The organism is Fodinibius sp. Rm-B-1B1-1 (genome assembly GCF_038594945.1).
Taxonomy (GTDB): Bacteria; Bacteroidota; Rhodothermia; order Balneolales; family Balneolaceae; genus Fodinibius; species Fodinibius alkaliphilus.
Window position 1 is genome coordinate 1,348,588 of the sequence record NZ_JBCFYD010000001.1, and the last position, 23,756, is coordinate 1,372,343.

24 protein-coding genes are annotated in these 23,756 nt (G+C 41.7%); 19 read left to right on the plus strand and 5 right to left on the minus strand.

What is annotated here, in order from left to right; translation table 11 throughout:
- Positions 1 to 72: 72 nt before the first annotated feature.
- Positions 73 to 447: an endonuclease domain-containing protein gene (locus tag AAFH98_RS06100; protein ID WP_342521806.1), complete on the minus strand. Its 375-nt coding sequence runs from the start codon at positions 445 to 447 to the stop codon at positions 73 to 75.
- A 498-nt stretch (positions 448 to 945) separates the two neighbouring features.
- Between AAFH98_RS06100 and AAFH98_RS06105 the strand changes: the two genes are divergently transcribed.
- Positions 946 to 2,328 (plus strand): PAS domain-containing protein, encoded by a 1,383-nt coding sequence (locus AAFH98_RS06105; RefSeq protein WP_342521807.1) that lies wholly within the window; start codon positions 946 to 948, stop codon positions 2,326 to 2,328.
- Positions 2,329 to 2,706: 378 nt separating this feature from the next.
- On the opposite strand, the gene AAFH98_RS06110 is transcribed toward AAFH98_RS06105, so the two are convergent.
- Positions 2,707 to 3,474, minus strand: a complete 768-nt coding sequence (locus AAFH98_RS06110) for a Mut7-C RNAse domain-containing protein (RefSeq protein WP_342521808.1) — start codon at positions 3,472 to 3,474, stop codon at positions 2,707 to 2,709.
- 558 nt (positions 3,475 to 4,032) lie between these two features.
- On the opposite strand from AAFH98_RS06110, the gene AAFH98_RS06115 reads away from it, so the two are divergent.
- Positions 4,033 to 4,545, plus strand: coding sequence for a hypothetical protein (locus AAFH98_RS06115; RefSeq protein ID WP_342521809.1), 513 nt, complete (start codon positions 4,033 to 4,035; stop codon positions 4,543 to 4,545).
- A gap of 16 nt (positions 4,546 to 4,561) precedes the next feature.
- On the opposite strand, the gene AAFH98_RS06120 is transcribed toward AAFH98_RS06115, so the two are convergent.
- The gene (locus AAFH98_RS06120; protein WP_342521810.1) at positions 4,562 to 5,593 is read right to left on the minus strand and encodes a porin; all 1,032 of its coding nucleotides are present in this window, start codon (positions 5,591 to 5,593) and stop codon (positions 4,562 to 4,564) included.
- A 133-nt stretch (positions 5,594 to 5,726) separates the two neighbouring features.
- Positions 5,727 to 7,715, minus strand: coding sequence for an ATP-binding protein (locus AAFH98_RS06125; protein ID WP_342521811.1), 1,989 nt, complete (start codon positions 7,713 to 7,715; stop codon positions 5,727 to 5,729).
- A gap of 291 nt (positions 7,716 to 8,006) precedes the next feature.
- On the opposite strand from AAFH98_RS06125, the gene AAFH98_RS06130 reads away from it, so the two are divergent.
- Entirely contained in the window at positions 8,007 to 8,435 is a 429-nt protein-coding gene (locus tag AAFH98_RS06130) for a hypothetical protein (RefSeq protein WP_342521812.1), read from the plus strand.
- A gap of 6 nt (positions 8,436 to 8,441) precedes the next feature.
- Here the strand turns inward: AAFH98_RS06130 and AAFH98_RS06135 are convergent, their stop codons facing one another.
- A complete protein-coding gene (locus tag AAFH98_RS06135; protein WP_342521813.1) occupies positions 8,442 to 8,894 on the minus strand; it encodes a hypothetical protein in 453 nt (150 codons plus the stop codon).
- 374 nt (positions 8,895 to 9,268) lie between these two features.
- Here AAFH98_RS06135 and AAFH98_RS06140 point away from each other — a divergent pair, with 374 nt between their 5' ends.
- From AAFH98_RS06140 to AAFH98_RS06215, 16 genes are all read left to right on the plus strand, one after another.
- Positions 9,269 to 9,724 carry a response regulator gene (locus AAFH98_RS06140; RefSeq protein WP_342521814.1) on the plus strand — a complete coding sequence of 152 codons (456 nt, stop codon included), beginning with the start codon at positions 9,269 to 9,271 and terminating at the stop codon, positions 9,722 to 9,724.
- Positions 9,725 to 9,734: 10 nt separating this feature from the next.
- Positions 9,735 to 10,232, plus strand: a complete 498-nt coding sequence (locus AAFH98_RS06145) for a chemotaxis protein CheX (RefSeq protein WP_342521815.1) — start codon at positions 9,735 to 9,737, stop codon at positions 10,230 to 10,232.
- Between the two features lie 11 nt (positions 10,233 to 10,243).
- Entirely contained in the window at positions 10,244 to 12,694 is a 2,451-nt protein-coding gene (locus tag AAFH98_RS06150; protein ID WP_342521816.1) for a chemotaxis protein CheA, read from the plus strand.
- 109 nt (positions 12,695 to 12,803) lie between these two features.
- The gene (locus tag AAFH98_RS06155; RefSeq protein WP_342521817.1) at positions 12,804 to 13,592 is read left to right on the plus strand and encodes a CheR family methyltransferase; all 789 of its coding nucleotides are present in this window, start codon (positions 12,804 to 12,806) and stop codon (positions 13,590 to 13,592) included.
- 11 nt (positions 13,593 to 13,603) lie between these two features.
- On the plus strand, positions 13,604 to 14,086 hold the full coding sequence (locus AAFH98_RS06160; RefSeq protein WP_342521818.1) for a chemotaxis protein CheD: 483 nt from the start codon (positions 13,604 to 13,606) through the stop codon (positions 14,084 to 14,086).
- Between the two features lie 124 nt (positions 14,087 to 14,210).
- The gene (locus tag AAFH98_RS06165; protein WP_342521819.1) at positions 14,211 to 14,606 is read left to right on the plus strand and encodes a response regulator; all 396 of its coding nucleotides are present in this window, start codon (positions 14,211 to 14,213) and stop codon (positions 14,604 to 14,606) included.
- On the plus strand, positions 14,593 to 15,051 hold the full coding sequence (locus AAFH98_RS06170) for a chemotaxis protein CheX (protein WP_342521820.1): 459 nt from the start codon (positions 14,593 to 14,595) through the stop codon (positions 15,049 to 15,051). Before AAFH98_RS06165 ends, AAFH98_RS06170 begins: the two co-directional genes overlap by 14 nt.
- Positions 15,052 to 15,059: 8 nt before the next feature.
- Positions 15,060 to 16,118 (plus strand): protein-glutamate methylesterase/protein-glutamine glutaminase, encoded by a 1,059-nt coding sequence (locus AAFH98_RS06175; protein ID WP_342521821.1) that lies wholly within the window; start codon positions 15,060 to 15,062, stop codon positions 16,116 to 16,118.
- Between the two features lie 37 nt (positions 16,119 to 16,155).
- Positions 16,156 to 16,524, plus strand: coding sequence for a response regulator (locus AAFH98_RS06180; protein ID WP_342521822.1), 369 nt, complete (start codon positions 16,156 to 16,158; stop codon positions 16,522 to 16,524).
- Positions 16,525 to 16,685: 161 nt separating this feature from the next.
- Positions 16,686 to 17,204 (plus strand): chemotaxis protein CheW, encoded by a 519-nt coding sequence (locus tag AAFH98_RS06185; RefSeq protein WP_342521823.1) that lies wholly within the window; start codon positions 16,686 to 16,688, stop codon positions 17,202 to 17,204.
- Positions 17,205 to 17,242: 38 nt separating this feature from the next.
- Entirely contained in the window at positions 17,243 to 19,249 is a 2,007-nt protein-coding gene (locus AAFH98_RS06190; RefSeq protein ID WP_342521824.1) for a methyl-accepting chemotaxis protein, read from the plus strand.
- 332 nt (positions 19,250 to 19,581) lie between these two features.
- Complete coding sequence (locus tag AAFH98_RS06195; protein ID WP_342521825.1) at positions 19,582 to 21,588, plus strand: methyl-accepting chemotaxis protein; 2,007 nt, start codon at positions 19,582 to 19,584, stop codon at positions 21,586 to 21,588.
- Between the two features lie 116 nt (positions 21,589 to 21,704).
- A complete protein-coding gene (locus AAFH98_RS06200; RefSeq protein WP_342521826.1) occupies positions 21,705 to 22,121 on the plus strand; it encodes an energy transducer TonB in 417 nt (138 codons plus the stop codon).
- Positions 22,122 to 22,195: 74 nt separating this feature from the next.
- Complete coding sequence (locus tag AAFH98_RS06205) at positions 22,196 to 22,600, plus strand: hypothetical protein (protein ID WP_342521827.1); 405 nt, start codon at positions 22,196 to 22,198, stop codon at positions 22,598 to 22,600.
- 38 nt (positions 22,601 to 22,638) lie between these two features.
- On the plus strand, positions 22,639 to 23,037 hold the full coding sequence (locus AAFH98_RS06210; protein ID WP_342521828.1) for a response regulator: 399 nt from the start codon (positions 22,639 to 22,641) through the stop codon (positions 23,035 to 23,037).
- A gap of 271 nt (positions 23,038 to 23,308) precedes the next feature.
- Complete coding sequence (locus tag AAFH98_RS06215; RefSeq protein ID WP_342521829.1) at positions 23,309 to 23,701, plus strand: hypothetical protein; 393 nt, start codon at positions 23,309 to 23,311, stop codon at positions 23,699 to 23,701.
- Positions 23,702 to 23,756: the final 55 nt, after the last annotated feature.

The window sequence follows — 23,756 nt, forward strand, 5'->3', positions numbered from 1 at the left end:
GAAAGGAGTCCCTCTCCCTAACCATTAGGGAGAGGACAGGAGAGGGTTCGAAGTAGCCGGAAAACAGCCAGATCAAAGTTCCTCTAACCGCTGGATTATTTTCTCCTTCACAAGATCAATATTTTGCAGCTCTTGGTTTTGAATACGTAGAACTTCTATTCCCAATGCCGAAATTACCTTATCGCGGTTGCGGTCATATTGCTGCTGGTATTTGTGATACGCTCCGTCAACTTCTACAACCAATTGCTTTTCGGCGCAATAAAAATCAGCGATGAAGAAATCTTTGCGGTAATTACGTTGATCATAAATAATTGGGTTCTGTCGAAGAAAGCGGTATCCGTTAAGGCGGCGTTTCCGTAAGTGTTTCCAGAGAGTGCGTTCGGCCCGGGTGGGATTGTTGCGAAGTTCCCGGGCAAGCTCGGTGATGGATTTATTAGAATTGTTCATAACTATATGCTCTTGATGATTTTTCCCAAGCTAATAAATCAAGAGAAATAAATTAACCCTATTTCTTTACTTGGCTGACCCTCTTTTGTTTTCTCCCTACTATGCAGGGAGAAAGATTCGTTGATTGGGTTAGGAAAGTTATCAAAGAGTCCCTCTCCCTAATTTTAGGCAGAGGTCAAGAGTGGGTTAGAATAACGAAGTACACATCAGTTCTTTAATTTTTGACCCCATCTTATTCTTCCCCTCCAAAGCAGGGGAAGAGACTCGTTGATCAGGAATTTGAATCTATGAAAGGAGTCCCTCTCCCTAACCATTAGGGAGAGGACAGGAGAGGGTCAAAAAACAGGGAATGGCCAGGGCCAGAACCTGTTGCTGATATTTAATGATCTCCATATTGATGTAGTGGGTTCCTTTTTTTATTCAAAATAGGCTTAAGAAAAATAGCCATATTACGATAATAGGGGAGCATAGGAGTGAGATTTGAATGACAGATGACGCATGGCTACTAAGAAAAAGATTAAAGATTTTACCTACCCTACCCCCACAAATCAAAAAAGTCCGTTCCGATATGATGAACTCTTCTTTTCGGTAACGGATCCTAAATCCAATATAACCTTTGCAAATGAGGTTTTTGTTCGGGTCAGCAAGTATAACAACGATGAAATTATCGGTCAGCTGCATAAGCTTATACGTCACCCTGATATGCCCCGGGCGGTTTTTAAGATTTTTTGGGACTATCTGAAAGCCGATAAGCCTGTGGCAGCTTATGTTAAAAACCTGGCCAAAGATGGCTCTTATTATTGGGTAATGGCGTTGGCATTTCCCTGTGAAGGGGGATATCTGTCCATCCGGTTAAAGCCTGGCGGACCATTTTTTGAAAAGATTAAAAGCTATTACGCAAAGACGCTTGCCTTCGAAAAGAAGAAAGAGTCCGAAGTTGGCAAAAGGAAGGCTATGGAGGCGTCGCAGGAGTATCTCATGGACCTGTTGCGTGAGGAGGGGTTTGAGAACTATGAGGAATTTATGTGGAATGCTTTGCAGGTTGAGATGCATCATCGGGAGAACACGGTGGGATCTTCTATTGAGCAGATTAATGATGGAGATGCAGATAATATTCCCCCGTCTTTACTAAAGTTGGAACCAATTTTGCGCGATCTGGTAATTTCCCTGAAAAAATTGAAGCAGATTCATGAGGGATTGGTCGAGCATTCCAATTATATCTTAAAGCTGGCGCGATCAATTCTGTTTATGTCGCTGAATGCCCAGGTGGGGTCGGCAAAACTGGATCAGGACGATGTTGCTCTCTCCGTTATTGCCGAAAGTATTGGCGATCAGTCAAAGGATGGAGAGGAAAAACTGATCACAATGAAAGGTAATATTCATAACCTGAGTGATCTCATTGGGAAATTGAATTTCAATATTGTGTCGTCGAAACTTCAGGTGGAGATGACGATTGAGTTTTTAAAGGAGATTGATGAGGGACGGTATAAGGATAAGAATATGGAGATATCGTCCGACGAAGTACTTGATATATTGTATGATGCGTTTGTGCCACGCCTTGATACAGTGGCCGAGCATTTGGGACAATTGCCGGAATATTTAAATAATCTTACCAAGGATCTTGAAAATATAGATCGGTTTTTGGTAGCCCTGCGGTTGATTCATACCAGTGGTAAAATTGAAGTGGCTCGGCTTAATGATAAAACGGGGTCTTTCACGAATACTTTTAAGGAGTTAATAAAAGAGGTGGAAACGGCGCAGGGGCATCTTGATCAATTGTCAAGCTTGGTCCAGAAAAATAGATCGACTGGTGCTATGTGCAAGAGAATGCAGAAAAAGATTGATAAGCTTATCCAACGGGTAAATGGCGAATCCGCTTAGGGTTGACCCTCTTTTCTACTATACGAATGTTTCGCAGAACAGCTTTGATTTCTTCTACCAATTAAGGGGACCCAGTTTTGCCCATTTACTACTGCGTTAAAATCTTGTAGCATGCGTTTGTTCTTCCCCTAAAAGTTGACCCTGTTTTGGTTTCTCCCTACCTACTAAGCAGGGAGAAAGACTCGTTGATCAAGGATTAAAATTTATGAAAGGAGTCCCTTTCCCTAATCATTAGGGAGAGGACAGGAGAGGGTCAGAATAGAGGGTATATAAAAATGGAAATTGTAATAAAAGAGTCTGCCTCTCTAAAACGTTAGGGCGGAAACAAGGTCGCCGACGCTTCATAGTTTTAGCGACGTAGCGGTGGGTCAGAAGACACTACTCCTTAATCCCCAAAAGCTCTTTTATCCGTTTATCCAGCCGGTGACGGTGAGAACCCGCCCAATAGATCTTTTTGCAATTTGCACACTGCGAAAATGTATCAAAATGTTGCTTTGTGAGTGGTTCAAGGTGATCTATGATTTCTTCTTTGGATACGCGCTGTAGCTTTGTATTACAATTGGGACAGCGGGAAAAAGGGGTAACGCTATTAGAAAGATTATATCTGCGGACTACTTCTTGTAATTGTTGAACAGGATCGTCCGATCGCGGGAGGTAGCCGTGGTTGATTATTTTGTGCATCAGCAGTTTTCGGTCGCGGCTTAGCAGGGCACGTTTTTCTTCCAGCATTTGGCCGATGATTTCCCGGTCTGATTGCCCTTTACTGTAAGCGGTATCGAAGCCGGCCATCCGGAGGTAGCGGGCCAGCTTGCCCAGGTTGGTATCGGCTAAAAAACGGTTGTGGGACAGGGTTGGCTGTTGGAGTCGCTCATTTGTGGGGATTTGAATATGATTAAAGAAGGGATAGATGCTAAGCTGCTGATCTTCGTGAACCAGATAGGAGAAATCTACGGGGTGATTGTTGGCCAAGATCAGATCCACTTCGGTGTGGGGCACGCCGCATCCTTCAATAAGGTCTTTGGCGGAGGTGGGGCCGGGCAGGTTTCGGTGTACCGCCGGGCCGGAGAACGTGCTAAACAGCACGTCATTTAAATCCCCATAAAAACGAAGCGTTGCCCTGATCATGCGATATCTTTTTAATGACATTTATTGGGTAAGATATTGATATGGGGCATTGAAGTTCAATTGTTGGGTGACTTTATTACTACTGTGTTATCTTATGCGCTAAAGCTTGGAAAATTAAGAAAACTTGGTAGTGCAAGCTTGTTTTTTCCCTCCGGGGCAGGGAAAGAGACTCGGTGTTGACCCCATCTTATTCTTCCCCTACAAGTTGACCCTCTTTTGTTTTCTCCCTACTAAGCAGGGAGAAAGACTCGTTGATTGGGTTAGGAAAGTTATCAAAGAGTTCCTCTCCCTAACTATTAGGGAGAGGACAGGAGAGGGTCAGAATAAAGGAAAGATTAGGTGTGGGGTAGAAGTTGCGAAAACCCAAGAATGGGTCGGCAGAGAAGCACCAGCCTTAGAGTTCCTTTCCCTGGTTGTTAGGGAAAGGACAGGAATGGGTCAGAAGTAGGTAAGCCGGGAGCGAAAAGGGGGCATTAAAGCACCATTATGGGTAAGAGATTCCCATTGGTAAAAATGCTTTTTTTGTAATATGATAACTGCATCAGTTAATCACAGTAATGGCAATAGTTATTTTACGGTATGAAAGAGCATAAAGGAATGCGTCCGCAGGATATCGTAATTCTGTTAAAGATTATTTCGTTGGGGGATGAGGATTGGTATCTGAAAGATGTGGCGGCGCAGTTAAATATCAGTAATTCGGAGGTAAGTGAATCGGTTAATCGATCGGTGATTGGGGGACTTATTAAAGATGATAAGCGGTCGGTACAAAAAGAGAATTTGCTGGAGTTTTTAGTGTATGGGGTAAAGCATGTTTTTCCAGCACTCGAAGGGCGATTGGTGCGTGGAATGCCAACGGCATTTTCGGCTTCGGTATTAAGTGAAGAGTTTGTGGTTGAGGATCCGTATATCTGGCCGGCGAAAGGGTATAATACCAAAGGGATTTCTATAGACCCTTTATATCATACGGTGCCGGAGGCGTGTAAAGAAGATGAGCAGCTTTATGAGTTATTAGCATTAACTGATGCCCTGCGAATGGGAGCGAAAAGCAAAGTCATTGTGAATTTGCTGTCCCAGAAAATGGGCATCAGCTAAGCTAATTGACTATGGATTAAAATCCTACCTGAAGGATGGCAAAGAAGTTTGATTGTTCAAAACCATCATTGGTTGGGAATGAATACGTAAGTTTCAGTTTGGTAAATTGGTTGGGACTGTGGTTGAAACCAACAAGAATCTGCTCGGTATCTTGTGCTAAATTATCTCCTTCAAAAGCATCCCATCGAGCCAAAAGACGACTGCTGTCTGTAACGAAATATCCAGCCGTAACATAATAGCCGTATGGATTACTGTCAGGTCCTATATCCGGGTTTCTCCAAGCGTTAATAAACTCTCCGTCCAGCAATAATTTACCCTGGGTGGTACTGGCGTAGGTAGTTAAGAGGGTTTGTTGCCCCACATAACCGGTTGAAAGGTTTCCACTGCCCGGTACATCTTTGGTCTCGTTAGCAACACTTACGCCAAGTTTTGTTTGGTTGTCGCCATTGCCCAGATAGCTTTCGACCCGACCGATATAGAGGAATTTATTGTCATCATTACTGTTACCATTGTACCCATTGCCGTTAAAAACACCGCCGGTAAACCGGAATGTTTTTTCCGAAGTATAGGTATCGAGCTGCAACCCTAACTGGCGTTTGGGGCCAAGTTGGTTAACAACAGTAGATCGACCTGCAAAAAGTACTGAGCCGGCTCCTGTTAAATATTCATGCGAAAAGGGAGACTTAAATAATCCCGCTTTCAGCTCCACCTGTGAAGATGGCTTGTAATAGGCATTAGCATCTAATACGGATGGACTTTTAAGCATAGTGGCTTGAAGCTTATAGCCGAACTTGCCATCAAAAGTACCGCCCATCTTAAATCGTCCTTTAGAAGCATGAAAACCATTCCCGGCATTTCTTTCCGCGTGGAAGTCTGCCTGTCCTTGAAGCAAAATTCCAAAAGAAAAGTAATCGTTCTTTAAATGTTCTTGAAGGTTTTCGACTTGCTGTTCAAAATCTGTTGACTGCTGAGCAAATGCCCCTGTGCTAACACAAAATAGCGCCGCTAATAGGCATACGGCAGTTTTTAATTTTCTCGTATATATCATTATAGACCCCGATAGTTTATTGAAATATAGTTTCTACTCCTATGGAACTTATCGTGGGTGACAGGATAATCTTAAATCAGCAATACCTAAAATGGACTGGCAATAGAGATATTAGATGGAGAGAGGAGAAGGGTTATTTGACAAGGGAGGATGCGGACTGATTGTTTTTACGGAAAAAGGAGATAATCGTATGTGTTAATGTGTCGTAACTGCCGGCACTCTTTTTGACGATGGTATCGGCATAGCTTAAAATCGATTCTCGTTCGGTATCTGTTAACTTTTTGCCGGTATAAACAATTGTGGGAATGCCGGAAAAACGCTGGTTATTCCGAATTTCTTGAAGAAAGCCCAGGCAGCTGTCACCGTATATCGTATAGTCAGAGACGATGCAATCAATCTCAGTATTATCAAGCACATCCCGTGCTTTGGGAAGGGTGTCAACAGTTATACATTTTTCGAAGGTATAATTTAAATACTCTTTTATGGCCAAATTGTGTACTTCACTATCATCAATAATCAGTATAGTTTTATCCTGATTTTGGATGGCTTTTTTCTGGCTTGTGTGCCCATTTTTTTTGTGAGAGATGGCTGGTGATTCAGTCTTTTGGACTGGAAGATACAGGATAAAGGTTGAGCCTTCCTCTACGTTACTTTTTACATCAATTTCGCCACCCAGAGATTTGCTCAACTCTTGACAAATATGGAGTCCAAGTCCTGATCCTTGCTTGGTGTTTTTGGTGCGTTTATGACGTTCAAAAACAGACTTCAGTTGATTTTTTGGAATACCAATGCCCGTATCCTGAATTTTGAATGCAATGGCTTGATCGGTATCTATTTGCGTGTTTTCCAACGTGCTGGCCGGTAGGGAAAATATTTCAAAGGTAACACTGCCCTCGTTGGTAAACTTAAACGCATTTGAGAGTAGGTTTTTTAGAATGCGTTTAACGTATGTTTGATTGGTAGATATATGCTGATGGTCGAGTTCAGCATTTTTGAAATGAAATGTTATATCATTTCGCTGAGCAATGGGTTTAAATACCAAGAATAATTTTTGGGTAAACGATTTCAGATCCAGAGAGTCAGCGGTGAGGTTTGTCGTATTATTTTTCCCAGTGGTGGGGCTTGGATCAAAGAATTCGTTAATATAGTTCAGCAAGTGTTTGCCGGAAAAGTGAATCGCTTTTTGAAATTTGCCGAACCCCTGTTTGAAATCACCGGGTTGCTTATCAAAAAGCAGTTTGTTTGAAAGGATGATAGATTGCAGGCTGGTACGCATATCATGGGCAGCATTAGCGAGTAGCTCTTCTTTTTGCTTATGCTTGGTGATGTAGTTATTTGTTAATGAGCGTTGCCGCTTTAATTTGCGGACTTTGTACCAGGTATCACTGATATCTTTATTTATAGCCAGGATATGAGTTTTGCCTTCATGATTTATCTTTTTGAAACGAACTTCGGCTGGGTAGACTGCGCCCATTTTGCGAGAAATATTTGTACAGATAGCAATTTCGTCGTGCCGGTTTTGCAGCATTGGATAGATGAGCATTGAAAAAGAGTCGCCCTCATATTCTGAATAGATATCGAGGGCTGTCATGCTCATGAGCTCACTTTTCGAGTACCGAAGGTTCGAAATAGCTGTTTGGTTAGCATAGCAGCATGTAAAATCCTGGGTATCAAATAAAAAGACATCATTGGTACTCAAGTCTACAATTTCAGATAATATTTCTGGAGACTCCGTCAGTTTTTGAGGGGTGTCACTAAATCTGTTTGCTGATAATTCTCTTTGCAAAATAGGAGGCAGCCGGTAGTATTCTGAATCAGAAATGCAATCCTTTGCCCCGTGTTTCATTACATCGGTAAACAGCTGGTCGGAATAATCCTTAGTGAAAAAGATAATAGGGGTGTCATTAAACTGATCAGCTACCGACGTTAACAAGGAAAAGTTTTGGGAGGGGGATTCCGAAAGAATAATGGCATCCCAGTAGGTGGCATCGATTAATTCTTGGTTAAGCTCCGTTTCATCATCCAGTATTAAATAATCAACTTCGGTATTGTTAGTTTCCAGCATTTCTATAATTGAAGTAGCATGCTCTTCCGAAATATTTATGAGAAGTAGATGTATCATAAAGCCCTTATAATAGTATAACCCTTCCCGTTAGTCCTTAGTCATTTTTGTAAAACGGGAAAGGGAGACTCATACCTTTAACAGATGTATGTTGTACCCGAGAAAATATGTCGATGGCTTTTTTCCTTACGATGAAATACCAATAAAAAGCCTGTCCAAAAGATAGTCAACCATAAATTAATTTTTTTTAATATTAATTATTTTTAATAGATTTGAGGCAGAGACGGCATTCTTAAAAAAGAATGCTTCGGGGTTTTGAGGAATATGTAAGAAAAAAGAAAACGTTGGCTTATGGAACAGGATAGTAATCCTAATGATGAGGATAGTGATACCTCATTGCAATCAAAACTTGAGAGAACGTTGCAGAAGAAAGTTGGCAATGGTGTTTCTATTGTTGATATAAATGCTACAAAAGCGGACTCTCAAAGTACGGCAGATATTGCAGAAGTTCAGGAAATGGTATGTAAGAAAATGCATAAGGCTATGTCCCCCATCAGCGCCATTTCTGGGTACCTGGAACTCATGAAAATGCTTTTGGAGCAGGATACCAATAGCGAATCACTTGAGCGTTACCGAAGCAAGGTAGAAGAAGGGATTGGCGAAGTCGGTGATATTATTGAGGACCTTCACAGTGTTTTTGATGATATGAGGAGGGAAGATAATGATTCGGTCGTTCAATCAGATGGTATGCCTTCAAATAAAAGTCGAAAAGCCAGCTAATTTGTTTTAGCGGGCAGTGTCGTATTGTCGGCCTTTCGGATTTTTGAACAAAGTCATTTGTAGTTTGTATAGCTGTTTACGTAATGCCTGAATTTTATGGGCATTAACATCAGATGGTTTTAGCAGGGAGTCGGGATCCATATCTCGATTTGAGAATATTTTCGATTTCAGGATAACCAGTTCTTTATGTCCCACCACAAAGAACTGGCGAAACAGTTCGCTAAAATCCTTATTTGTCACCAGTTCGTTGAAATCAACCTCCCCATTATTTTCGGCAGAAGTAGTGACTTGGGAAGATGAATGCTGCTCTCCATTGCCTTCGGCATCGTCTTCGTCAATATCCGGAAATTCTTTCCCTGATTGAGATTTAACATCAGCCAGGTATTCTTGCAGAGGGTGTATACTTCCAGCCGCGGGAATCGTCGACGTACGATTTGTCTGCGATGAACGTGGTAACATGCTGGATTCTATTCAGGATGTAGCCTGGAAGTTAAACTTATTTTATTCAGTTATCGGTGATGGGGTGCTTTTCCTTAAGATATACCCGCAAGTGTAGATAGTCTAATAAAAATATAAAACTTTAAATAATAACTTGCCGGGTTCTCCCAGTATCAAACGATATCAAGGGTTATCACCTATCCCGTCAATCCTAAAATTGAAAGGGATATTCTAAGAGTTTTTCTTCAAGTAAAAACTTAAGAGATGCCGTCCTCTGACGATAACTGAAATTGAATAACTTAGGAATATTGGGCTCGGCCGCATGGTGGTACCAAAAGAAAAGCCGAGAACAAGACCAAGTAAACATTTATCTAAAAAGGATACTGGAGTTTGTAATGAGTACAATAAAAGCACTGGTAGTTGATGATTCGAAAATTATGAGGAGTGCCGTTAAACGTGCCTTAAATAATTTGATGTTGGCTGATTTTGATTATGTGGAAGCCAAAGATGGGGAAGATGCTCTCGAAAAATTTAATGAAGAAGAAATTGAAATTATGTTTGTGGATTGGAATATGCCGAATATGACAGGCGTAGAATTTTCGCAGGCAGTCCGTGAGCAAGGGCACGATCATATCCCCATTATTATGGTAACGGCCGAAAAGTCGATGGGTAAGGTTGATAAAGCGCTGAATGAAGGAGGAGCTAATGAATATATCACCAAGCCATTTACTGCCGACAAGATGCATAAAGCCATTAGTGATTATTTTGATGATGATGGAAATATCGCCGGTGGAAGTGATGGAGATGACGACGAGGATAAAAGTTTTTTCAAAGGCATTCTGAACTCATAATTAGATAAAAATGGAATTAGCACAAATAGAAGAATTGGATCAAATACCCGCCGAACTTGTTGGGCAGGTCAAAGAGTCGGTTTTTAATACGTTTGAATCGATTTTAGGTGAAGAGTTGGAGTATGTAGAGGAAGGGAACGGCGATGGGCCGCTTAATGGGATTATCGGAAATGTGACGGTATTTAATTCTGATCACACTATCTCATTGATGTTGGCTATTCCAAAAGATACGGCTCTTTTCTTTTCAAAGGTTTTTATTGGTATGGAGCTGCCTTTTGAGAGTGACGATATGGGGGACCTGGTCGGAGAGATATCAAATATTTTGGCTGGTGATGTAGCGGCAAATGTTGAGAAGGTGGGATTTAGAGGGCAGTCTTCGTTGCCTACGGCTACACGAGGGAGTGATCTTACCCTTTTTATGCCGAATAAGCCTCCAACAAAGAAGATGAAGTTCGCCAGTGAGAATGCGGAATTTCTTTTAACAATGGTTTTAAGCGAATCTAATTAAATAGTAGTGCGATGAGTGGTAAAAAAGAGCAACGCATAGAGGATCTTGAGAAAATATTACGGGCACTGGCAGATGTATGGCCGGCTGATCGTGACAATGTAGCGGTAGCCGGAGCACAGTTCGAAGAGTTTATCTCTACGTTCGAAGACGACCCGGGACAGTTGCAGCGACTTATTGATATGTCCTGGAAGGGGTTGAAATATCTTTTTGAGGAGGATGCCTATTTCATGAGTGTTAAAACGGCTACCATGCAGGCCATTAACACGATTCGGGAATATTTGGTTAATGATGGCGATATCGAGGTCGAAGTATTCGAAAAGGCTTATGATGATCTGGCGGATGCGTTGTCTGGTGAAAAAGAATCAGCAGATGAACTCATTGAGCTTAATGAGGAAGAAGAGGATATGGACGATTCTAAATCGTTGAATGATCTCGCTTCCTTTATAATGGAGTTAGATGAAGAAAATGTTGCTCCTGAAGAAATAAAGAGTCTTTATGGCATCATAAATGCTGTTATTGATGGCGCACGTTCTGATGTAGCCGAGATTGTTAAAGGAGCAAAGCAGAAGCTCGAAAAGATTTCAGAAGAGGGCATTGAAGATCATTCTGACTGGCTGTCAACTGTTTCTGCGATTACTGAAAAGGCGATTGAAGCCGAAGAAAACGAAGAAGTTGAGCAGGAAGAGGTTAAGACAGAGGAGGTCGATAAGGGGGCAAGCTCAGAGTCGGAAGAGGATCAGTCCGAATCCATAACATCAGAAGAGTTTTATATTCCCGAAGATATTGATGCGGCTATGATCGGGGAGTTTATTACTGAGTGTTCCGAGCTGTTGGAAATGGCTGAAGGCGCTTTGTTAGATTTGGAAGAGAATCCGAACAACGATGAGTTGGTAAACAAGGTATTTAGAGCGTTCCATACGATTAAGGGGACGTCGGCTTTTATGGGGTTAGATCCAATTTCGGATTTTACGCACCACCTCGAAACAGTGCTAAGTATGGTGCGCGACGGAGAGATCGATTTTGATGTGGCATGCGCTGATATTTCTCTGGAATCGATCGATATCATATACAGTATGTTGGATGTGGTAGAGGTGGCGGATGGAGGCGATCATCTACCCAAGCCGCTCAATTTTGATCGGTTGACTAAAGTGTTGCATCGCGTGGCGGACGAACAGATTGCCCCGGAAAAGGCGTTGGAAGAAGCCGGGGGAATACAGTATGAGGATCCGGAGGAGAGTATGGCAGCACCAGCACAGAATGGTACTGCAAAAACCAATGGGGAAGCCCAAGGTGATTCCGGTTCTGATGATAACCAAACTGAATCATCGGTACGAGTTAATGTAAGTCGGTTAGATCAGCTTATCGATATGGTGGGCGAATTGGTTATTGCCCATTCGGTAGTAGCACAGGATGAAAGCATTCCTGATCACTCGGATCTACAAAAGAAGATAAGCCATACAAGTAAAATTTTACGGGAGCTGCAGGATACGAGTCTGGCTCTGCGGATGGTACCGCTGAAAGGGACATTTCACAAAATGAATCGCTTGGTTCGGGATTTGTCTCGCAAAGCAGGAAAGAAGGTAAAGCTTTCTACTTATGGAGAAGATACCGAGATCGATCGAAATATGGTGGATGTTATTAATGAGCCACTGGTACACATGGTTCGGAATGCCATCGATCACGGAATAGAAACGCCGGAAGAGCGTTTGGAAGCAGGAAAATCTGAGCAGGCTCATGTATGGCTTCGTGCTTCGCAGGAAGGTGGCAAGGTTGTCATTGAAATCGAAGATGACGGACGCGGAATTAACAAGGAGAAGGTATTAGAGAAAGCTATTTCAAAAGGGCTTGTTGATCCTGATGAGAACCTGACAGACAATGAGATTCACCATCTCATATTTTTGCCGGGCTTTTCTTCTACGGATGAAGTGACGGATTTGTCGGGCCGTGGAGTAGGTATGGATGTGGTTCGAAAATCGATTGAAGATCTGAAAGGGAAGGTGGATATCGAATCGGTGGAAGGAAAAGGAACGAAGATTATTATTGAGCTTCCCTTTACGTTGGCTATTACCGATGGCATGCTTGTACGGGTTGGCACGCAACGGTTTATTGTACCGATATTGAATATTGATCGGGCATTCCGAGCTCAGCGCGATGATCTGTTTACCGTGATGGGGAAATCAGAGAAAGTTTCCATCAGGGGAGAAACGGTACCTGTTATTCGATTGCATGACCATTTTAATATTGATGACGGGAAAGAAGATCTTACAGAAGGCACATTGCTGGCGATAAGGAATGCGAATAAAAAGTATGCTTTGTTGGTAGATGAGGTTGTAGGTCAGCAGCAATTGGTAGGCAAATCAATCAATATGGTTGCCGAGATGGACCACATTTCTGGAGGTGCTGTCTTGGGTGATGGAACGGTTGGGCTAATCTTGGATACCGCTGCGCTGATTAAGAATTAAATACTAACTGCGTTTGTGGTGTCAACTTTATAGCCCATTCATTTACGTAATAGGAACTATTAAAGCGCCTTGGTGGATATGTGTAACTACCGGTTAAAAACTGATAATAATGAAGTTAAAACAGGCAGAATTTGAAACGATACAGTCCAAGATTTATGACTATTGTGGAATAAATCTTCATGAGGGTAAGCAGGCTTTGGTTCGGGCACGAGTGATGAAACGAATCCGTAAGCTGGGACTGAGAGATTTTGCCCACTATATCAAATACCTCGAGGAGGATTCTTCGGGCGAAGAGTTTTTGGCGTTGGTTGATGTGTTAACGACAAACAAAACCAGTTTTTTTAGAGAGAGTCAGCACTTCGATTTCATCGTACAAAATGTATTGCCAGAAATTAATGGTCGGCAAGTAAAATGGTGGTCGGCTGGTTGTTCTTCGGGCGAAGAGCCGGTAACGTGCTCGATTGTACTCCAGGAACAAAATATAAATCCACGGACGGTAAAAATTTTGGGTACGGATATTTCACGCGATGTCATCCGTACAGCAAAACGAGGCGTATATCCGGCAAAACGGTTTAAAAAAGTTTCTCCCCAGATTATTCGCAAATACTTTGACAAAGGGGATGGCAGTAAGTATCGCGTATCAGAAAAAGTACGACGAATGATTACTTATGGTCGATTAAATTTGAAAAAGAAATGGCCGCTAAATGGACCGTTTCAAGTGATTATGTGTCGCAATGTGATGATCTATTTTAATCGGCAGACCCAGCAAGAGTTAGTTACCCGCTTTCGGCGGATTTTAGAGCCGGGGGGATACCTGTTTTTGGGGCACTCCGAAAGTATTGCAAGTGCAGATCGGAATTTTGAAAATGTAAGTCCGGCGGTGTATCGGAAAAAATAAATGACCTTAGTATGAAAACAGTGGTAGGGGTTAGTGATTTTAGGGTCTCATCCAACACCAGCGAGACCCTTATTACGTATGCATTGGGCAGCTGTCTGGGGATTGCTGCGTATGATCCTACTATTAATGTAGGGGGATTGTTGCATGTGATGTTGCCATTATCAAAGGCCGACCCTGAAAAAGCCGCCCGCAAACCGGCTATGTATGTTGATACCGGATTTCAGTTACTACTGAATGAATTATATAACCTCGGAGCCAAAAAAAGAAACCTAAAAATTACTGTAGCCGGAGGGGCCAGTATGAAGCCAAAGGGTGAAGATGATTATTTTAAAATTGGGAAACGCAATATCACGGTTCTCCGTAAGCTTCTCTGGAAAAATAAATTTATGATTACCAGCCAGGATGTTGGAGGAAATAAATCACGGACGATGGCTCTGCAAATTGCGGATGGATATATCTCTATTAACAAAAAGCCGATAGCGGCGAATAGCTGATTCAAACATTAAATTGTTTTAATGTTTGAGAGAAAGTATAAAATCAACTGAATTCTATGGGAATTTGACCGATAAGAAAACAAATCTTTAATCTCGAACAATATGTTAACTATCGGGAGTTCTTATGGCATTGAATATTTTGGTTGTTGAAGATAACAAACGGATGCGTACAAAAATCAATGATACGCTTGCTAAAATGGATATCGAGATCAATAAAATATACCAAGCCGATAACGGTAAGAAAGGGCTTGAGTTATTAAAAAAGCATTCGATTGATTTAATGTTGACTGATATTGATATGCCGGTTATGAATGGTTTGGAAATGCTGGGACTGATACGTTCAGATCCTAATATTTCGGAAATTCCGACTATTGTATTGACCTCAAGAAGGGATATGAAATTGTTTAACGCGATTACAAGCAGTGGCCTTGGGTATATTCATAAGCCATTTAGTTGGCGGATGCTGCGGAAAAAGGTACATAACTTTAAGAATGGTGGCTCCCAACATGTCGTACAGTAGCAAAATTTATGAAACGGCAGTAGAAACATTTGAAATCACATGTTTTCTATTTCCCCTTGAAAAAGATGAAGTTGGCAATGAGGACAATAGCCAGTTCGCATCATCAGGGATTAAAACAATTGTTGAGTTTGATGGAGCTGCCAAGGGGTTGGTTGTAATTAGTCCCTCAACTTCTTTGTTAAGGGCAATGGCCGGGAATATGTTGGGTATTGAAGAACCAGACACAAAACAAAAAGAAGAAGCTCTGTGTGAGGTAGCGAATATTATAAGTGGAAATATAGCGCCCATGTTTAGTCGTGATAATGAAATTTGTTACATCAACCCGCCCCGGCTTATTGATGGGAAAGGGGATCAGGAATACGCTTTTGATGGAGCTGAAAAAGAATCTGTTCGGGTATTTCTGAATGAAGGAGTAGCGGATATTGAAGTATACTATCAAGTTTAGGAGGCATCATGATAAAAGTATTAGTTATAGACGATTCTGCCTTAGTTCGAAAGCTTCTCACTAAAGAGCTGGGTAAACAGAAAGATATTGAAGTGGTCGGGGCTGCGATTAATCCCTATGTAGCGCGGAAAAAAATTGCAGAACTGAAACCGGATGTGTTGACGTTGGATTTGGAAATGCCCCGAATGGATGGCCTTTCTTTTTTGTCGAAAGTGATGAAACACCATCCCATGCCAGTTGTGGTGGTAAGTTCATTGACACCCAAAAATAGTGAGAATGCATTAACGGCGCTTCGGTTAGGGGCTGTGGATGTTATTTGTAAACCGGGCTCAGCGTATTCGACGAAAGAGATATCTCAAAAAATTATAAAAGCGGTACGGGCGGCTTCGAAGGCCAATGTAAAGTCGGGTTCCAGGAAATTGCAGAAAAGTAAAGAGCCCGTTCAGATAAACAATAATGGAAATGAAAAGGCTCGACTTAAACAGACAACAAAAAAGTTAATTGCGGTGGGAGCATCTACGGGGGGGACCAAAGCTCTTGAAGAAATATTGCCTTCTTTACCTCCACGATTACCCGGTATGGTGATTGTGCAGCATATGCCCCCGGTATTCACGAAAAGTTTTGCTGAACGGTTAGATACGGTGTGCCGGGTAAATGTAAAAGAGGCAGAAGATGGCGACTGGATTCAGCCCGGCCAGATTCTTATTGCCCCCGGCAATTATCATATGCTTGTTCAGAAAAAGGGGGCGAAGTATTACACAAAAATTAAGCAGGGTCCTCCGGTTCACCACCATCGACCGAGTGTGGATGTAATGTTCAACTCTGTGGCTGATGCGGCGGGCGTAAATGCCACTGGTGTTATCTTAACCGGAATGGGATCGGATGGAGCGAAAGGACTCAAGAAAATGAGAGACCAGGGAGCCCATACCATTGGACAAAATGAAGATACTTGTGTGGTATATGGGATGCCGAAGAAAGCGTATGAGATGGATGCCGTTGCCGAAACACTACCGCTAACAAAAATAGCAGCAGCTATTGTGGAAAGAACGAAAGAAAAGGTGGTATAATACCACTTAAAAAGTCATAATAACGAATAATGTAGCTATGGGTGTTAAAATTTTGGTTGTTGATGACAGTCTCATAATGCGCAAAGTAATTGAACGTGCATGTAATATCTGTGGCTACGACAGCGCTTCAATATTTGAGGCCAGCAATGGTAAAGAAGGACTTGCATTGTTAGAAGAGCATGCCATTGATCTGCTTTTGGTAGATATCAATATGCCTATCATGGATGGTGTGCAAATGTTGGAAGAGGTCAAAAAGAGAGATCAAAATAACAACATTCCCATTCTTATTGTATCGGCAGAGAGTAATAAGGAGAGAATTGAAAAATTGAGCCGTTATGGGGCTACGTTTATTCACAAACCATTTACGCCGGAAAAACTTATGGCAGAAATGGAGAAGTGGATATAAGGAATAAAACTGTTTTCCCGCCAAAAATAATTTAAGAAGTCGCTCAATAGGACGATAAAAATTACCTGATTTAGGAGCGAATTAACATCAGCCCAATTGATTAACAGGATAATAGGGATTCAATCAATTGGCTTACAATATCTTAACAGACCATTTTAGCTATGAGTGATACAGAAGTTTTAGGGCAGGAAACAGATTCCAGTTCGGACGTAGATGTGGATGGAGGTAAGTTCCTTACGTTCTTTCTGGGTGAAGAAGAGTATGCAATTGAAATTTTGAAGGTGCAGGAGATTATAGGATTGATGAAAATAACTCCTGTGCCCAAGATGCCCGATTACATACGCGGCGTGTTAAATCTTCGTGGTAAAATTGTTCCGGTGATGAATTTACGGACACGATTTGGCCTCGAAGAGATTGAGGATACCGACGAGACCTGCATTATCGTAATCCAGCACGAAGAGTATTTGATGGGCGTGTTGGTCGACCAGGTATCTGAGGTAGTCGACATTAACACATCAGATATCGAAGAAGTGCCTTCGGTAGGTGCCGGAGAGCAGAGTGAATATCTTTCCGGTATCGGGAAGGTAGATGATTCGGTGAAGATGATTATAGAAGTGCATAAGGTTTTGTTTGACGTGCCTGAAGCAGTACTTGACAAATCAGAGGATGGCGGAGGGTAGAGAAAACTAATTCAGCAAATTTAATATGGGGATAGGTTATGGCATTTACGGAGAAGATAACAGGTAGTGGTTCTGACAATAATGAACAATGGACGATAGGTAAACGGATTAAACTGTTAACCTATGGAGGAGTAGCTTTAACATTAATTATTGGGGCAATAGCTATTTATGCGTTCAATAATATTAATAGTTCTATGACAATAATTGATGAGGCCTACATTCAAGAATGGGGGTCTTCGGCGGCGTTAGATATTGCAGTGCGAAATGCCGATAGTGATTTTCAGAGATATATGCGGACAGGAGAAGACGCAGATTATGAGCAGGCGATTTCAAGATTTGAGAAAATAAATGGCGAAATTGGAGAGCTTGAAGAATATATAGAAGCGTTTGGCTTACCTGATTTAGTACAAGAAATGAAGGGCTTGAATAAAGCCGTTGAACGTTATCGGCAAGGTATGGAGGAGTATTACTCAGCTGCTGAAAGTCTTGAAAAAAACAGGGAGCGGGTAGCGACTTCATCTGAAAAGCTATTAGCCGTTCTTGATGAGTATATCCAAAATCCTGAGGCCGAGAATATTCAAGCAGTAACTGAGCTTAAAGCTCTTGTTACGGATAATGAGCGAAGGATGTGGGAGGGACTTACAAGTAATAATGGAGATGTATGGCAGAATGTTATCAATTCTTATAACCAAATTAGTGACCAGGTTGATGGCATTATTGGTGACATTGATACTGATACCGAACGTTGGGCTCAGTTGGATCGTGCAAAGAGTTTGATCGATGATAAAGTTTCACTTATTACAGAAATGCGGGATTCTAATAATCAGCTTAAAAATAATGAACAACAGGTATTTGCCGTATTTGATCAGTTAGTTGCGCAGTCGCTAAGTGTTACAGAATTAGCTGAAAATCATACCAGGGATGAAGTTCGACTGACAAGTACTACTGCAAATACAAATTTTTGGTTGATCTCGGGAATAGGTGCATTGGCTGTTCTTTTAGCTATAGTATTGGGAGCATTAGTGCAGCGTTCAATAAACCGAGTGCTTAAAGAAATGATTGGTCGTTTAAGCAGTGGGGCTGAACAGGTTGATGCGTCGGCCGAGCAGTTGTCGGGCGCCAGCCAGGAGCTGGCAGAAAGTTCTAGCCAGCAGGCGGCCAGCCTCGAGGAAACTACCTCATCGCTTGAAGAGATCTCATCGCAACTTAAGCAAACGGATGAGAATTCAGCAGAAGCTGAAACAGCAATGAAAGAAGCGAAGCCTTTAGTTGAAAAAGGAGTAGATGCGATGGATCGTATGCAGGGGGCTATGGAAGATATCCGAGAGTCGTCTGATGAAACATCTAAAATTATTAATACGATTGATGATATCGCTTTTCAGACGAACTTGTTGGCATTGAATGCTGCCGTAGAGGCAGCGCGAGCCGGTGAAGCTGGAAAGGGATTTGCGGTAGTGGCCGAAGAGGTTCGAAATCTTGCACAGCGAAGTGCAGAGGCGGCACAAAATACTTCCGAGCTGATCGAAAATTCGCAAGAAAGATCTGAGCGTGGAGCTGAGGTAGCGCAGGAGGTTTCGGAATACTTGCAGAAGATTGAAGAAAAAGTAGCAAATGTAAGTACACTGGTTGTAGAAATTTCGGCAGCTTCTAAAGAGCAAACCAATGGCGTTCAGGAAATTAACTCGGCCATGTCCGAAATGGATAATGTCGTGCAGGGTAATGCTTCGGCTTCTGAGGAATCAGCAAGTTCTGCCGAGGAGTTGTCGTCGCAGGCTGCTGAACTGAATAATGTAGTAAGAGAATTATCGGTTCTTGTGGGCGGTGTGAATGAAAAAATTAAGAAAAAAGGCAATAGTTCTTGGGAAAAGACCTCCAAGAATGGGAGCTCAAATAGTAATGGTCATAACAACTCACACTCTGCCAACAGTAATGGTTCTGAATCGATAAACAAGAAGTTTCAGGGTCAGGAATCCCAGAATGGAAATACAGATGGCAGTGAGTTGATTCCTTTTGACGAAGATGAGGATGATTTTAGTGGCTTTTAATTAAAGCCAGACTGAGTAAAGAGTATTCCTTACAATCCTAATAGTCCTAAAGTGTCGTCCTTGGTAGGGACGACACTTTCTTTTTGATACCTGTTGGGAATTAATACATCTGCCGATCAGGGTGGGGCAAGCAAGCTGACAAATGGTAATATTTGAGAAAATATTTAAGTGTCTAAGCATTTCACCGATAAAATAATCACTGGTGATATCTGTGCGATGAGAAGTTAGAAGTTTCTATGTATATCAGCAGTACAATTTTGCTGAAAGGTTCAATATACAGCTCTATGGCAAGGTACAAATGATAATAAATTCAACGAGTTAAGGGGAACGACATGAGTTTTCATAAGAAGCTTTTACGAGGATTCCTTTCCAAGTATGGGGATGAAAATAAGACGATAGGTAAACGGATACTATATATCGTAGCCGGCGGAGCGCTAATGACGCTTATTGTAGGGGTAGCGGCTATTGTGGCTCTAAATTTTATTAACGGCTATACGGAAAAACTTACCGAAGAAAATTTAGTTGAATGGGAGATAGGAAGTTCTATCGAGAATGATATGTGGGAGTCTGGGTATAGCTTGTCGCAATACAAAAGCTCACGTGATGATGAACAATATCAACGAGCAATAGCCAAACTTGATAGTGTGGGCAAGGAAATTGAGCGAGGGAAATTAATTTCGGATTCGCTGGGAGTTACTACACTGGGAGAAGGCCTTGTAAAGATTGATACGGCATATAAAAAATATCGAGAATCGGTTACGGTCTTTCACGAAGCTATTGAGGAGTTAGATCTCTACAGGGGAAATGCAGCCCAATCTTCGGAAGAGTTTGTTAGTAGTATGAATGAATATTCTTCGATTACTAATGCAAGTATTCAAAACCTTTCAGATACTGAAGATATACGCGCGGTACAAGAAGAGCTTGCAAACGCCGATGATATTACGAAGCGTTTTTTGGATAGTATGGCCAAGCTCTGGCAATCCGAAGCATTAAAAAATGCAGAGGAGTTAACAGCGCTGCAAAGTGATTTTGAGGAGCTTCGTTCTGAACTGGGAACATTATATGAAGGGGTAACCGATCCGGAGCGGGATATTCAGTTAAGCATTGCATTGGCCGTATTAAATGATAATGTGGCTAATGTTAAGGCGATGATTAACGCTCGAAAAACAGTTGAAGCACAGGAAAAAGTTCGGGCCGACTCCTATGAGAATATTGTTAATAATGCCTCAGATCTTGCTGTAAATGCCAGGGAACGGGCTAATAACCAGGGAACTTTGACAAAAACAACGGTTGCAAATTCGCTGTGGTTTTTGAGCATTGGGGTCGCTATTGCAGTAGTAGGTGCGATTGGCTTTGGCTACTATATGAATGAGGCGATTAGGTATGTGTTAAGCAACATTATTGAGCGACTTTCTGCCGGTGCTGAACAGGTAAATGATTCTGCTGTGCAGATGAGTGGTACCAGCCAGGAATTAGCTGAGAGTTCGAATCAGCAGGCGGCAGGGCTACAGCAGACTACTGCCTCGCTTGAAGAGATGTCGGCGCAATCAAAACAGGCTGCCCAAAATGCGAAAGAGGCAGAAGTGGCGATGAAAGAGGCCAAACCCAAGGTAGAAGATGGGGTTGAAGCGATGGAGCGTATGAATGAAGCGATGGAAGAGATCCAAGAATCTTCGCTCGAAACATCTAAGATTATTAAAACAATTGATGATATTGCTTTCCAGACCAATTTGCTGGCACTGAATGCTGCAGTAGAAGCGGCGCGTGCTGGTGAGGCTGGAAAAGGATTTGCAGTGGTAGCCGAAGAGGTTCGCAACTTGGCCCAACGAAGTGCTGAGGCAGCTCAAAATACGTCAGAGCTAATTGAAAGCTCACAGGAAAGTTCTAAGCGCGGGGCCGAGGTGGCCAGTGAAGTATCTGAGAATCTCGAAGAAATTCAAGATAGTGTCGAAAATGTGAACACGCTTGTTGTAGAAATATCGGCCGCATCTTCTGAGCAACAAAAGGGAATTGAGGAGATGAATTCGGTGATGACTGAACTGGATGAAAATGTTCAGGGTAATGCTTCAGCATCCGAAGAGTCGGCCAGTTCGGCAGAAGAGCTGTCCTCACAAGCACAGGAGTTAACGAATATTGTTGATGCCCTGGTAGATTTGGCCGGCGTAGAAGATGAGGCCCATCAAGAAGATGGTCAGGCAGCAAACAGCGCTCATTCCAATGGTTTTGATGAGGATTTTGAATACCATGAAAACCAAAATCATAATGGATCAGAGAATAATGAGCAGTCAAAAAATGGCGAACCCACAAAGTTTGACAATAATAGTGTAAACGGGTTTTAAGGCAGTAACCTAACTGGAGTAGGCTCCAAAATACTGCTTTGTTAGTGACAGATATGATGAGCCATATAGGTTCAATAGGAAAAGGGAAACAGTAAAAACTAAACGTTAATTTTGTTATGAAAACTTCTAAACGTATCAAATCAACAGTTGCAGCGGTATCAGCTATAGCATTAATATTATTCACCTTATCGGGATTATCGAATAATGTGATGGCACAAGACTCTGACAAGGTGTATAGTGTGGTGGATCAAATGCCAGAAATTGAAGGAGGGCTTCCTGCACTATATGAAAAAATAAAATATCCTAAGGAAGCGGTTAAGCAAGGAATTTCTGGACGCGTATTTTTGCAGGTTATAGTTGATGAGAATGGACAAGCACAAAATCCTAAAGTAATTCGAGATATTGGCGGCGGTTGTGGAGATGCAGCTGCAGAAGCAATTACTAAAGTTGATTTTAAGCCGGGAGTACATGAGGGAGAAAAAGTAAAGGTGAAGTATTCATTGCCGGTAACTTTTAAAATTGAGAATAGATAATACTGCAATCCATTTTGTGGAATGCAGTCACATATATATTGGTATGGATGCCAATATCTTAAACGGGGGTACAAATGGATGAGATACCAACAGATTTAGAAATACTTGAGGATATTTATTTTCGGTACCATGAAGACTTTCGCAAGTATGCCAAAAAAGAACCCGATCGTATTGCACGTATCCGGGTGCCTATTGAGGTCGAAGATATCGCAAAAGCTTGTGGGGTAGAAGAGGATATGATTTTTGGTCGTATCTTTTATCACTTTAACAAAAAATACAGCTATACCGATGCTGATGGAGAGGTGACGACGTTTTTTACTACGGAAAAATTTGAAGGGTTAAGCGTGAACTTTCCATTGGTAGCATCGGTTTTAGCAGATAAATATGCTGAAAAAAAGCAGCGTGAGACCTTATTTTTTATTGCGGGAATAGCAATAGTTATTTCAGTTGTATCGCTGTTAGTTGCTTTTTTTGTATAATATAAGTTTCAAAATTAATCGTTTAAGTGTAGAGTAAGATGAAAATTAATGTATTGATTGTTGAAGATGATGCAGCAATGCGTGTTGTACTTAAAAATACGGTACAGTCAGTTGAGATGGATATCGAGATTGGAGAGATCTACGAAGCCGAAAATGGGCAAGAGGGCATTAAGGTGCTCAAAGAGAAAGAGCAGATAGACTTGATGTTAGTTGACATTTATATGCCGGTTATGGATGGTCTTGATATGCTCGACTATGTCCACGATCATCCAGACTTTCAACACATCCCGGCCATAGTTGTATCTACCGAGAATGATGAGGAACGCATTGATGCTATTCTTCGCCAAGGATTGGGTTTTGTACCTAAACCCTTAACACATGTTCTGTTGAAGGATCAAATTGTGAGTATGCTCGGAGAGAATGCCGAAAGTGAGTAGTGTATTATAATTTTTTGTGGTAATTGAAGCGGCCTGCTCAAGCGGGGCGCTTTTTTTATTGATCGAAGGTTGGGATAAAGGCCGATGTATTTAAGAATCGGATAATTTTAATGACAGGTTATTTTTGTTGGGGTTTAGAATGGATTTCAACGCCTAATATTGAAACCGAATAACCAATAAATAGGAGGCTTTTTATGTCAGTACCTTGCGACAAGTATTTGAATATAGTAAACTTAATACTACAGTGAATAGTTGCTAAACATCAGGCATTATGAGAAATGTGATTTATGTAACTGGTATTTTGTTTGTGTTAATAGGTTGTCGTAATGCTACTGCTCCTGTCCAACCCGAGCTGGGAGAAGAGATTAAAGCTGATTTTGGCAAAGAAATCATGATTTCGGGAGCGGATGTTGCCGTTGAATTTGTAGATCTTGTGGAAGATTCTCGATGCCCGGATGGGGTGGTATGTGTTTGGGCTGGTAATGCACAAGTTGCAATCCGGATAAATGACGAGGAAGCGAAGCTTAATGCCTATTTGGAGCCTAAAGAAAAAGTGGTCTCTAAATATAATGTCGCACTTATTTCGGTTGATCCTTATCCCCAAACCGATATTGAAATACCAGAAAATAAATACACAGCTACCATTAGGATTACCAAAGAATAACTGAACGTTGTTGCTAACCAATGGTATGTGTTCAGTGAACAATAGGTTATATCAA

Coding starts and splice junctions, on each gene's coding strand:
- AAFH98_RS06205 (WP_342521827.1), top strand. CDS start 22,196: ATGGATGAGATACCAACAGATTTAGAAATACTTGAGGATATTTATTTT.
- AAFH98_RS06175 (WP_342521821.1), top strand. CDS start 15,060: ATGATAAAAGTATTAGTTATAGACGATTCTGCCTTAGTTCGAAAGCTT.
- AAFH98_RS06185 (WP_342521823.1), top strand. CDS start 16,686: ATGAGTGATACAGAAGTTTTAGGGCAGGAAACAGATTCCAGTTCGGAC.
- AAFH98_RS06140 (WP_342521814.1), top strand. CDS start 9,269: ATGAGTACAATAAAAGCACTGGTAGTTGATGATTCGAAAATTATGAGG.
- AAFH98_RS06115 (WP_342521809.1), top strand. CDS start 4,033: ATGAAAGAGCATAAAGGAATGCGTCCGCAGGATATCGTAATTCTGTTA.
- AAFH98_RS06160 (WP_342521818.1), top strand. CDS start 13,604: ATGAAAACAGTGGTAGGGGTTAGTGATTTTAGGGTCTCATCCAACACC.
- AAFH98_RS06190 (WP_342521824.1), top strand. CDS start 17,243: ATGGCATTTACGGAGAAGATAACAGGTAGTGGTTCTGACAATAATGAA.
- AAFH98_RS06155 (WP_342521817.1), top strand. CDS start 12,804: ATGAAGTTAAAACAGGCAGAATTTGAAACGATACAGTCCAAGATTTAT.
- AAFH98_RS06210 (WP_342521828.1), top strand. CDS start 22,639: ATGAAAATTAATGTATTGATTGTTGAAGATGATGCAGCAATGCGTGTT.
- AAFH98_RS06135 (WP_342521813.1), bottom strand. CDS start 8,894: ATGTTACCACGTTCATCGCAGACAAATCGTACGTCGACGATTCCCGCG.
- AAFH98_RS06170 (WP_342521820.1), top strand. CDS start 14,593: ATGTCGTACAGTAGCAAAATTTATGAAACGGCAGTAGAAACATTTGAA.
- AAFH98_RS06110 (WP_342521808.1), bottom strand. CDS start 3,474: ATGTCATTAAAAAGATATCGCATGATCAGGGCAACGCTTCGTTTTTAT.
- AAFH98_RS06195 (WP_342521825.1), top strand. CDS start 19,582: ATGAGTTTTCATAAGAAGCTTTTACGAGGATTCCTTTCCAAGTATGGG.
- AAFH98_RS06145 (WP_342521815.1), top strand. CDS start 9,735: ATGGAATTAGCACAAATAGAAGAATTGGATCAAATACCCGCCGAACTT.
- AAFH98_RS06100 (WP_342521806.1), bottom strand. CDS start 447: ATGAACAATTCTAATAAATCCATCACCGAGCTTGCCCGGGAACTTCGC.
- AAFH98_RS06150 (WP_342521816.1), top strand. CDS start 10,244: ATGAGTGGTAAAAAAGAGCAACGCATAGAGGATCTTGAGAAAATATTA.
- AAFH98_RS06165 (WP_342521819.1), top strand. CDS start 14,211: ATGGCATTGAATATTTTGGTTGTTGAAGATAACAAACGGATGCGTACA.
- AAFH98_RS06130 (WP_342521812.1), top strand. CDS start 8,007: ATGGAACAGGATAGTAATCCTAATGATGAGGATAGTGATACCTCATTG.
- AAFH98_RS06125 (WP_342521811.1), bottom strand. CDS start 7,715: ATGATACATCTACTTCTCATAAATATTTCGGAAGAGCATGCTACTTCA.
- AAFH98_RS06200 (WP_342521826.1), top strand. CDS start 21,705: ATGAAAACTTCTAAACGTATCAAATCAACAGTTGCAGCGGTATCAGCT.
- AAFH98_RS06215 (WP_342521829.1), top strand. CDS start 23,309: ATGAGAAATGTGATTTATGTAACTGGTATTTTGTTTGTGTTAATAGGT.
- AAFH98_RS06105 (WP_342521807.1), top strand. CDS start 946: ATGGCTACTAAGAAAAAGATTAAAGATTTTACCTACCCTACCCCCACA.
- AAFH98_RS06180 (WP_342521822.1), top strand. CDS start 16,156: ATGGGTGTTAAAATTTTGGTTGTTGATGACAGTCTCATAATGCGCAAA.
- AAFH98_RS06120 (WP_342521810.1), bottom strand. CDS start 5,593: ATGATATATACGAGAAAATTAAAAACTGCCGTATGCCTATTAGCGGCG.